At 69.7% G+C, this 10,089-nt stretch carries 8 protein-coding genes; 1 reads left to right on the top strand and 7 read right to left on the bottom strand.

Annotated elements, in window-relative coordinates:
- Window positions 1–2,005: hypothetical protein (locus ABT367_RS21345; protein WP_352254654.1), on the top strand; the 2,005-nt coding region annotated here is incomplete at its 5' end.
- A 59-nt stretch (window positions 2,006–2,064) separates the two neighbouring features.
- Here the strand turns inward: ABT367_RS21345 and ABT367_RS21340 are convergent.
- The 7 genes from ABT367_RS21340 to ABT367_RS21310 all read right to left on the bottom strand — a co-directional run bounded on the left by ABT367_RS21340 (window position 2,065) and on the right by ABT367_RS21310 (window position 9,882).
- The gene (locus tag ABT367_RS21340; protein WP_352254653.1) at window positions 2,065–2,886 is read right to left on the bottom strand and encodes an NAD(P)H-binding protein; all 822 of its coding nucleotides are present in this window, start codon (window positions 2,884–2,886) and stop codon (window positions 2,065–2,067) included.
- A gap of 155 nt (window positions 2,887–3,041) precedes the next feature.
- Complete coding sequence (locus ABT367_RS21335; RefSeq protein ID WP_352254652.1) at window positions 3,042–4,058, bottom strand: N-acetylglucosamine kinase; 1,017 nt, start codon at window positions 4,056–4,058, stop codon at window positions 3,042–3,044.
- Entirely contained in the window at window positions 4,049–5,368 is a 1,320-nt protein-coding gene (locus ABT367_RS21330; RefSeq protein WP_352254651.1) for a 6-phospho-beta-glucosidase, read from the bottom strand. The genes ABT367_RS21335 and ABT367_RS21330 overlap by 10 nt, the downstream gene beginning before the upstream one ends.
- A gap of 5 nt (window positions 5,369–5,373) precedes the next feature.
- Window positions 5,374–6,279, bottom strand: coding sequence for a carbohydrate ABC transporter permease (locus ABT367_RS21325; RefSeq protein WP_352254650.1), 906 nt, complete (start codon window positions 6,277–6,279; stop codon window positions 5,374–5,376).
- A gap of 1 nt (window position 6,280) precedes the next feature.
- Window positions 6,281–7,228 (bottom strand): carbohydrate ABC transporter permease, encoded by a 948-nt coding sequence (locus tag ABT367_RS21320; protein WP_352254649.1) that lies wholly within the window; start codon window positions 7,226–7,228, stop codon window positions 6,281–6,283.
- A 5-nt stretch (window positions 7,229–7,233) separates the two neighbouring features.
- Complete coding sequence (locus ABT367_RS21315; RefSeq protein ID WP_352254648.1) at window positions 7,234–8,565, bottom strand: ABC transporter substrate-binding protein; 1,332 nt, start codon at window positions 8,563–8,565, stop codon at window positions 7,234–7,236.
- Window positions 8,566–8,661: 96 nt separating this feature from the next.
- On the bottom strand, window positions 8,662–9,882 hold the full coding sequence (locus ABT367_RS21310; RefSeq protein WP_352254647.1) for an ROK family transcriptional regulator: 1,221 nt from the start codon (window positions 9,880–9,882) through the stop codon (window positions 8,662–8,664).
- Between the last annotated feature and the right edge of the window lie 207 nt (window positions 9,883–10,089).

The raw sequence follows: 10,089 nt of genomic DNA, 5'->3' as shown, positions 1-10,089 counted from the left end.
CGCCTGGATCACCGCGCGCGGCAGCGACGGCAGCCGGGTCCGCACCCCGGTCGGCATCCAGGCCGAGCCGGACAGCGCGACCCTGACGCTCGCGCCGGGCGACCTGCGCGAGGGCGTCAGCGAGACGTACACCCACGTGGTGTGGCAGAACGAGAAGACCGGCGCCTCCGACATCGTGGGCTTCACCACCGGCAGCGAGCAGGTCACGCTGCCCAAGGGCAGCTACCGGCTGCTCGCGGACGTCTGGGAGTACCGCAACGCCGCCAACGGCGAGACCACCGCCATGTCCACCGTCACGCTCGCCGAGCACGTGAAGCTCGACGGCGACAAGGCGCTGACCGTCGACGTCTCGGACGCGAAGCCAGTGGACCTCGGCGTCGACGACCCCAAGGCGCAGGTGGTGCCGGGCGGTTCCACGCAGGGGCTGGTGTCCGACACCGGTACGGGTCCCACAGGGCTGCTCACGCCGATCTTCGACGGCCAGTTCAAGGCGTACACCGTGCAGAGCGCGCGGATGGACGGCCTGACGTACTTCGCGGGCGGTACCTGGGCGGAGCCGCTCCTTCGGGCCACGACCCTCGGTGAGAAGCCGCTGAACATCCGCGTGAACCCGTACTTCTACGCCCGGATCGACTGGGACGTCGAGGCCGAGGTCGCGGACGCCGGCACGGGCAAGGACCTCACCGGGCTCGAACTCACGGACAAGATCGTGCTGTTCACCCCGGAGCGCGAGGCGCCGGGCGCCGAACGCACCCGCCGCTACCAGGCGATCATGGCCGAGAAGCCGGCCGCGGTGATCTTCTCCGGTACGTGGATCGACGGCGAGGAGGGCGACAACCTCCTGGTCACGCAGGAGCCCGGACCGACACTGCTTCGCGAACGGCTCGCGGACGGTCCGGTGCGGATGGAGATCGTCGGCAAGCGCAACGCCGACGACGTCTACTTCACCTTCCACCGCTCCGAGGACGGCGTGCCGGGCGGCGCGAAGTGGACGGACCGCAAGCGGGACCTCGCCTCCGTCGCGCACAGCCAGCGCACCACCGGGTACCCCAACGACCCCAAGGGCGTGTACGGCTGGGTGACATACGAGGGGGTCGTGCTCGCGCAGCAGCAGACCGTCGTGCGGGCGCCGCACCGGTTCACCGGGCACTACACGCCCGGACTGCCCTGGACGACGGCGACCTTCGAGTACGCCAGCGACGAGGCGGGTGCGCTCGGGGCCCAGTACACCGCGCCGACCGTGTACGAGGCGGGGAGCAAGGGCGCGGACCACTGGCTGTCCGGGCCGTTCGGGCCCGCGCTCGGGGTGACCACACTCGAAGGCCGTACACCCGTCACGCGCGACCGGGACCGGCTGCGGGTGGACGTGCCGATGTTCTCGGACGCGGCCGGACACCGGAGCGAGTCGCCGGCCGTGATCGACTCCGGCGGCACCGAACTGCGGGACTCCGACGGGGATTTGGTCGGACGCAACGGCTACGGCGGACGCGGTCTGTTCGACCTGCCGGCCCGCTCGGACTGGTACACGCTGAGCGCGACGGCAGAACGGGACGACCCCTCGTGGTTCCTCGGCACGGAGGTCAGCGACACCTGGAAGTTCCGGTCGGGGCGTACGGCCTCGTCGCGGGCGCTGCCGCTGCTCGATGTGCGGTACGACATGTCCGCCATGGACGGGGACAACTCCTTCGCCCCCGAGCGGCCGTTCGGGTTCGGGGTGTCCTTCCCGTACCAGGAGGGGTCGCGCGGGGCGCCGGTGAACCGGGTCGCCGTGGAGTACTCCACCGACGACGGCGCGACCTGGTCGGGGGCCGCCGTCTCCCGTGCCGGCAACGGCGCCTGGGAGGTCGAGGTCCCGGGCCTGGCCCAGTCCCGTGTGTCGCTGCGTGTGACGGGCACGGCTTCGGACGGCACGTCCGTCACGGAGACGGTGACGCGGGCGTTCAAGGTGGGCTGCCCTGAGGACTGGTGCTCCTACGCGCCGCCGTGGCCGGGCTGGAACGGCTAGGGAAGTGCATGGCTGAGGGGCCTCCCGGACATCCGGGAGGCCCCTCGGCTCGTGCGTCCTCAGGCGCGGAACGCGTCCGCGTGCTCCGCCGCCCATTCGGCGAACGTCCGCGCCGGGCGGCCCGTGACCCGCTGCACGACGTCGGTCACCGTCCGCCCCTCCTCGGGCGTGTTCCCGTACACCATCACCAGGAACTCGATCGTGTCCGCCGGCAGTCCCTGCGCGGCCCACTGCTCCCGAGCCTGCGCCTCGCTCAGCTCCACCAGTTCGACGGCGCGCCCACGGGCCGCCGCGAGGGCGGACACCTTGTCCTGGAGGGTGAGGACCTGCGGCCCGGTGACCACATACGACTGTCCGGCGTGCCCGGGCGAGACCAGTGCCTCGGCCGCCACCGCGCCGATGTCCGCCTCGTGCACCATCGCGCTGAGCCGGTCGACGAAGGGCTCGCGGACCTCGTCGGCGGTGCGGATGCCGTCCGCCCACTCCAGGGCGTTGGACATGAACTCGACCGGCATCACCACCGTCCAGTCGATGCCGGACGCCTTGACCGTGTCCTCCAGTGGGGTCGGACCGCCGCCGTGCAGCACGGTGATCCGCCGCACCCCGGCCTTCTCGGCGAGCGCCACGATCTGCGGGCCGGTCTCGAGGGGTGCGAACGCGGCGCCGCCGAAGGTGATCAGGTGCACTCCGGTGACGCCCTCGAAGGCCGGGGCCAGGCTGTCCGGGTCGGTGAGATCACCCCGTACGACCTCCACGCCCTCCGGAAAGGACGTCCGCGCCGGGTCACGGGTCAGAGCGCGTACCTTCACGCCCTTCGCCAGCAGCTGCTCGACGATCCGACGGCCTACGGAACCGCTTGCGCCTGCGACCAGAAAGGTCATGGTCCGAGCTCCTTCGTTTGGTTGATGAGACCAAGGTAGAAGCCGTTGCGGACAACTTCTGTCCTAGTTCCGGGCGGCTGGAGGAGATGAATTCGGACCGTTTCGAGGGTCCGTTTCAGGCCACTGCGACGCGGCCCGAGCACGGACCCTCTCGCTCAATCCGTCGATACGGGCTGGGGTGCAGGCGCCGTCCTGGCCCCGGGCCCCTCGTAGAACTGCCGTACCCGCGCGGCCACTTCGGCCGAGGCCCCCACCTGATCGAGGCCGAGCAGCGCCGCCCCCAGCACCGGCCGGGCGGTGACCACCTGGGCCTGCGCCAGCGGAGCCGCCGTGGCCAGACGTTCCCGTATCCCCGCGTCCAGGAGGGGGTGCCGGGCCGCCAGCACGCTCCCGCCAAGCACCACGGGCACCGGCGTCGACAGCAGGTCGAGGCGGCGCAGGGCCACCTTCACCATCGCGAGGACCTCGTCGGCCAGATGGTCCACGATCGACCGGGCCACCGCGTCGCCCGCCGCCGCCGTGGCGAAGAGCACCGGCGTCAGCTCGTGCCGGCGCGCCATCGGGATCCGGTCCAGATGCAGCGCCTCGATCAGCGCGTACATGGTCGGCAGGCCGAAGTGGCCGGGCAATGTGCGGGCCAGATCCGTCGGTTCGCCCCGGCCGTCCTCGGCGCGCGCGGCGAACCACAGGGCCTCCTCCGCAAGACCCCAACCGCCGCCCCAGTCACCGGAGATACGGCCGATCGCGGGGAAGCGTGCGGTACGCCCGTCGGGGGTCATGCCGACGCAGTTCATACCCGCGCCGCAGACCACCGCCACGCCGAGGGGCGTGTCCACTCCCGCCCGCAGGATCGCGAAGGTGTCGTTGCGGACCACGGCCGACGCACCCCAGCCGCGCGCGGCGACGGCGGCGGTCAACTCCCGTTCCTCGACCGGGAGATCGGCGTTCGCCAGACAGGCCGAGACCAGTGACACCGATGTCACGCCGGCCTCGTCCAGGGCCTTCGTGACCGGAACGGACAGGGTGTCCATCGCCGCCTCGACGCCCACCCGTGGCGGCTGGAAGCCTCCGCCGCGGGCGGTCGCGAGGACCGTGCCGTCCTCGCCGACCACCGCGACATCGGTCTTGCTGTTGCCCGCGTCGATGGCGAGCACACTTGCCGTCAGGCCCACGCGAGATGCTCCCGGTTGTGTGCGATCAGCCGGTCCGTGAGGCCTTCGGCCGCGTCGTACTGGCCGATGAGGGGGTGCGCGAGGAGCGCCTTGAACACCCGGTCGCGGCTCCCGTGCAGGGCGGCTTCGAGGGCCAGATCCTCGTACGCGGTGACATGGGCTATCAGGCCCGAGTACAGCGGGTCGAGCTTCGGCACCGCGAGCGGCACCGCACCCTCGCGGCCCACCCGCGCCTGCACCTCGATCACCGCGTCGTCCGGCAGGAAGGGCAGCGTCCCGTTGTTGTACGTGTTGACCACCTGGTGCGGCGATCCGCCCACCCGTCTCCCACCACCGCCCGTGCCGGAGGGGCCTTCGGCCCCGCCCCTCTGATCGCCGAGCAGCGAGGCCGCGAGGTCCACGGCCGCCTCCGAGTAGTACGCGCCGCCGCGCTTGGCGAGCAGCTCCGGCTTCTCGTCGAGCGCCGGGTCGCCGTACATGGCGAGCAACTGCCGTTCCATCTCGGCGACTTCGGCCGCCCGGGACGGCTTGGTCCCCAGCTCCCGTACGACCTCGTCATGCGCGTAGAAGTAGCGCAGATAGTACGAGGGCACGACGCCGAGGCGGTCGAGGACCGAGCGCGGCAGCTTCAGCATGTCCGCGAGCTCGTCGCCGCCCTCGGCCAGGATCTTCGGCAGCACGTTCTCGCCCTCGGGGCCCCCGATGCGTACACCGAACTCCCAGGTGAGGTGGTTCAACCCCACGTGGTCCAGATGGACTTGGGAGGGAGTGACGCCGAGCGCCGAGGCCCAGCGCCGCTGGAACCCGATGGCCACATTGCACAGCCCGACCGCCTTGTGCCCGGCCTGCAGCAGGGCCCGGGTCACGATCCCCACCGGGTTGGTGAAGTCGATGATCCAGGCGTCCGGGTTGGTGCGGCGGACGCGTTCGGCGATGTCGAGCACCACCGGCACGGTCCGCAGGGCCTTCGCGAGGCCGCCCGCGCCCGTGGTCTCCTGGCCGACGCAGCCGCACTCCAGCGGCCAGGTCTCGTCCTGGTTGCGGGCCGCCTGTCCGCCGACGCGCAGCTGGAGCAGCACCGCGTCGGCGCCCTCGACGCCCGCGTCCAGGTCGGAGGTGGTGACGATCCGGCCGGGATGACCCTGCTTGGCGAAGATACGGCGGGCCAGGCCCCCGACCAGCTCAAGCCGCTCGGCCGCCGGATCGACGAGCACGAGCTCCTCGATCGGCAGGACCTCCCTCAACCGGGCGAATCCATCGATGAGTTCGGGGGTGTACGTGGAGCCGCCCCCCACTACTGCGAGCTTCACAGCACTTAGCCTTTCACTCCGGTCAAGGTGACGCCCTCGACGAATGCCTTCTGGGCGAAGAAGAAGAGGAAGATCACGGGCGCCATGACGAGAACGGTCGCCGCCATGGTGAGGTTCCAGTCCGTCTGGTGCGCGCCCTTGAAGGACTCCAGGCCGTAACTCAGGGTCCACGCGGCCGGGTTCTCCGAGGCGTAGATCTGCGGTCCGAAGTAGTCGTTCCACGAGTAGAAGAAGTGGAAGAGCGCGGCCGCCGAGATGGCGGGCTTGCACATCGGCACCACCACGCGGATCAGCGTACGGAACTCGCCGCAGCCGTCGATCTTCGCGGCCTCCGTGTACTCACGCGGGATCGTGAGCAGGAACTGCCGCAGCAGGAAGATCGTGAACGCGTTGCCGAAGCCCATCGGGATGATCAGCGGCCACAGCGTGCCGGCCAGATCGAGCTGCTTGGCCCAGAACAGGTACATCGGCACGATGACCACCTGCGGCGGCAGCATCATCGCCGCGATCACGGCCATCATCATCACGTTGCGCCCGCGGAAGCGGAACTTGGCGAGCGCGTACGCCACCGGCAGGCTGCTGCAGATCGCGAGCAGCGTGCCGAGACCCGCGTACAGGAGGGTGTTCTTCCACCAGGTCAGAAAGCCCGGCGTCTCCCAGACGGTGCCGAAGTTGCCCCACTCCCAGGTCTTCGGCCACAGATCGCGGGTGAGCGCCTGGTCGTCGCTCATCACCGCGGTCAGGAAGACGAAGACGAACGGGAGCAGGAAGAACAGCCCGACCGCGATCGCGAGCGAGTGCACGGCGACCCATTCAAGTGCCGCCTTGCGCTTGGCCGTCCGGTGCGCCGGGGTTGCGGTACGGGGAGCCGGCGCCGGTGCCTTGACGGGGGCGAGGGTCGTGTCGGTCATCTCAGTCCTCCGCCGAAAGGAAGCCGCTGCGGCGGCGCATCAACAGCGCCGTGAACGCCATGGCGAGCGCGAAGAGCACAAGCGCCACCACACAGGCCGCGCCGGTGTCGAAGCGCTGGAAGCCCAGGTTGTAGATCACCTGCGGCACCGTGAGCGTGGACTTCTCGGGGTAGCCGGGCTCGAACTGCTGGCCCGAACCACCGATCACCCCGCTCGCCACCTTCGCGGCGACCAGCGGCTCCGTGTAGTACTGCATCGTCGCGATCACGCCCGTGACCACGGAGAACAGCACGATCGGCGAGATGTTCGGCAGCGTCACGTACCGGAAGCGGTGCCAGCCGTTCGCGCCGTCGAGCTCCGCCGCCTCGTACTGCTCCTTCGGTACGTCGAGCAGCGAGGCCATGAAGATGACCATGAGGTCGCCGATGCACCACAGGGCCAGGATCGTGAGCGAAGGCTTGGACCAGGACGCGTCGTTGAACCACTGCGGGCCCTCGATCCCGACCTTGTCGAGCAGGGTGTTGACCGGTCCCGTACCCGGGTTGAGCAGGAAGACGAAGGACATCGTCGCCGCCACCGGCGGGGCCAGGAACGGCAGGAAGAACAGGGTGCGGAAGAAGCCCGCGCCCGTCTTGATCTTCGTGATCAGCAGGCCGATGCCCAGCCCGAAGACCACGCGCAGCGACACCATCACGACCATCAGCCAGAGGGTGTTGCGCAGGGCCGGCCAGAAGAACGGGTTGTCCTGGAGGACATACGCCCAGTTCTTCAGGCCCACCCAGGTCGGGGCCGTGAACCCGTCGTACTTCATGAAGGAGAAGTAGACGGTGGAGATCAGGGGGTAGAGGAAGAAGACCGTGAGGCCGATGAGCCAGGGGGAGAGGAAGCCGAGGGTACGAAGCGTCGCCTTGCGACGCTTCGCCCTCAGCCCGTACGGGACGGTGCTCATCTGCCTCAGCCGGCCTGCTCGTTGTCCTTGTCGACCTGCTGGTCGTTCTTCTTCAGCAGGGCGTCGGTGTCCTTCTCCGTGCCCTTCTCGTACTTCAGCGCGTAGTCCTGGAGCGTCAGCAGGAAGGCGCCGCCGTTGACGGACGAGGGGGCATGCGAGGACTTCGGGTGCTGGGCGATGTCGACGAACGTGCGGTAGACCGGGTCGCTGTTGAGCTTGGGCGACTTGATGGCCTCCTGCGTGGAGGGCACGTTGTGGATCGCGTTGGCGAAGGAGACCACCGCGTCGGTGTCCGTTGACAGGTACTTCACCAGCTCCCAGGCGGCGTTCTTCTTCGCGCTGGTGTTGGCGATGCCGAGGATCGTGCCGGACAGATAGCCCTTGCCGTAGTCGGCGACCTGGTCGTCGGGGACGGGGAACGGGGCCGCGCCGATCTCGAAGTCCAGGTCCGCGTCGGCGGCCATCTTGCCGCGCCATTCGCCGTCCAGCTGCATGGCGACCTGGCCGGTGTGGAAGGGGTGCTTGGGGCCCCACTCGTCACCGAGCGAGGTGCGGAACTTGTTCAGTTTCGCGGCGCCGCCCAGGTCGTCGACCAGGTTCTTCTGCCACGTGAGCATGTTCTTCACGGCCGGGTCCTTGGCGGTGTTGGACTTGCCCTCGCCGTCCAGGTACTGCACGCCGAACTGCGAACCGTAGTGCTCGACCGTCGTCTCGTAACCGAGGTAGCTGGGCATGAAGCCGAGCCGCTCGAAGCCGTCGCCCTTGGTCTTGGTGAGCTTCTTGACCACCTTGTCGAACTCGGAGAGCGTCTTCGGCGGCTCGGTGATGCCGGCCTCCTTGAACGCGTCCTTGTTGTAGTAGAGGCCGTACGCGTCCCCGAGCAGCGGCACCGCGCAGCGCTTGCCGTTGTGCTCGGTGTACTTGGCCATCTGCGGCAGGAAGGTCTTCGCCGGGTCGATCTTCGCCTTGTCGAGGAAGGGCTTCAGATCGGCGAAGGCGTTGGAGGAGCAGAAGCGGCCGACGTTGTCCGTGGTGAAGGACGAGACGACGTCCGGGGCGTTCGAACCACCGGCCCTGAGCGCCTGGTTGATCTTGTCGTCCGTCAGGCCCTTGACGACCTTGACCTTGATGTTCGGGTGCGCCTTCTCGAACGCCTTCACGTTCTCGGCGATCGCCTTCACCTCGCTGGGCGCGGACCAGCCGTGCCAGAAGGTCAGCGTGGTCTTGGCGTCCGGATCGTCGTTCGCGCCGTTCTCGGACGAACCGACGCAGGCGGAGGCGAGCAGGGATATCGAGGCCACCGCTACGGCAGCGGTGATCTTCCGGTTTTTGGGCATGACGGTGTCTCCCAGGGCAGGGCTGAGTGCCGGAGGTGTGGGTGCTGTGGTGCCGGAGGTGTGGGGTGCTGTGCTGTGGAGCGGGGTGCTGTGGGGTCAGCGGGAGGTGTCGAAGATCTCGTCGCGGGTGTCGGCGAGGGCGCTCTCCAACGCCCCGCGCAGAACGGGCTGTTGCTGCACCTCACCGAGCACGAGCTGCGGCCGCGACGCGGCCAGCTCGGCGAGTTCGGCCTGGATCAGCGCACGCAGCGCCTCACCGCCGGCGGTCATCAACCCGCCGGACAGGACGATGAGTTCGGGATCGAGAACCGCCACGACCGAGGACAGACCGGTGGCGATCCGGTGGGCGGTCTGGTGCAGCAGTTCGGCGTGGCGGGGGTCGGTGGTGTCGGCGGACGCGCGGGTCAGGAGCTCGGCCGCGGCCCGTGCGTGCGGGGTGCGCTCGGACGTCCCTTCGATACCGAGCGATTTGGCGATACGGGGGACGGCCTGCGCACCGGCCAGCTCCTGGTAGCCGCCGCTGCCGGTCTTGGCGACCTGGCGTACCAGCGGTGTACCGGGCACGGGCAGGAAGCCCAGCTCGCCGGCGCCGCCGGTCCAGCCGCGGTGCAGACGGCCGTTGATGACGAGGGCGGCGCCGATGCCCTCCTCGTTCCACAGGAGGACGAAGTTGTCGTGCTCCCGCGCCGCGCCGAGCCGCTGCTCGGCGACCGCCGCGAGGTTCACGTCGTTCTCGTACTCGACGGGCATCGGCAGCGCGGCCGCCAACTCGTCGAGGAGGTCGGGGGAGTGCCAGCCCGGCAGGTGGTGGGCGTAGCGGAGGCGTCCGGTGTTGGGGTCGAAGGCGCCAGGCGTGCCGATGACGGCACGGTGCAGGTCCGAGCGGGCGAGTCCGGCGGCCTTGGTGGCGCCGTCGAGGGCCTTGAGCACCTGCTGCCGCACCCCGCCCGGTTCGGCACGGCCGGTGCGGCCGGGGGTGGCCAGCTCGAACTGTCCGACCGTGGCGCCGGTGATATCGGCGACCGCGGCGAGGATCCGGCCGGGGGTGACATCGAGTCCGGCGACGTGGGCGGCGCCCGCGTTCACCGCGTACAGCTGGGCGTTGGGGCCCGGGCGGCCCTCGCTCGTGCCGGTCTGCACGACGAGGCCCGAGGCCTCGAGCCGTGCGAGGAGCTGTGAGGCGGTGGGCTTGGACAGGCCGGTCAGCTTGCCGATCTTCGTACGGGACAGCGGGCCGTGCTCCAGGAGCAGGTCGAGCGCGGCACGGTCGTTCATCGCCCGCAGCACGCGCGGAGTCCCCGGTGTCGTCCCGGCCATGGTGCCCCCTCGTACAGCCCTGCTTCGTGACGGCAGGGACGGTACCCGGCTGTCTGTTAGGAAGGTTTCCTATCGCTTCTGGGGAAGTTAGCAGCGGGGGGCCGGGGGACGTCAAGGGTCGCGGCCGGCGGGGAGACCAACTCGTTACGGCAACTCGTCACGGCAACTCGTCACGGCAACTCGTCACGGGCAACGAGAAAGGGGCCG

The sequence above is a fragment of the Streptomyces mesophilus genome, from assembly GCF_040300965.1.
In the GTDB taxonomy this organism is placed as follows: domain Bacteria; phylum Actinomycetota; class Actinomycetes; order Streptomycetales; family Streptomycetaceae; genus Streptomyces; species Streptomyces mesophilus_A.
The sequence above is the reverse complement of the archived record's forward strand: the minus strand, read 5'-3'. Positions and strand labels throughout refer to the sequence as shown.

What these genes read in the sequence shown, in the direction of transcription:
- ABT367_RS21340 (WP_352254653.1), bottom strand. Translation starts at nt 2,886, where the DNA reads ATGACCTTTCTGGTCGCAGGCGCAAGCGGTTCCGTAGGCCGTCGGATC.
- ABT367_RS21325 (WP_352254650.1), bottom strand. Translation starts at nt 6,279, where the DNA reads ATGACCGACACGACCCTCGCCCCCGTCAAGGCACCGGCGCCGGCTCCC.
- ABT367_RS21320 (WP_352254649.1), bottom strand. Translation starts at nt 7,228, where the DNA reads ATGAGCACCGTCCCGTACGGGCTGAGGGCGAAGCGTCGCAAGGCGACG.
- ABT367_RS21315 (WP_352254648.1), bottom strand. Translation starts at nt 8,565, where the DNA reads ATGCCCAAAAACCGGAAGATCACCGCTGCCGTAGCGGTGGCCTCGATA.
- ABT367_RS21310 (WP_352254647.1), bottom strand. Translation starts at nt 9,882, where the DNA reads ATGGCCGGGACGACACCGGGGACTCCGCGCGTGCTGCGGGCGATGAAC.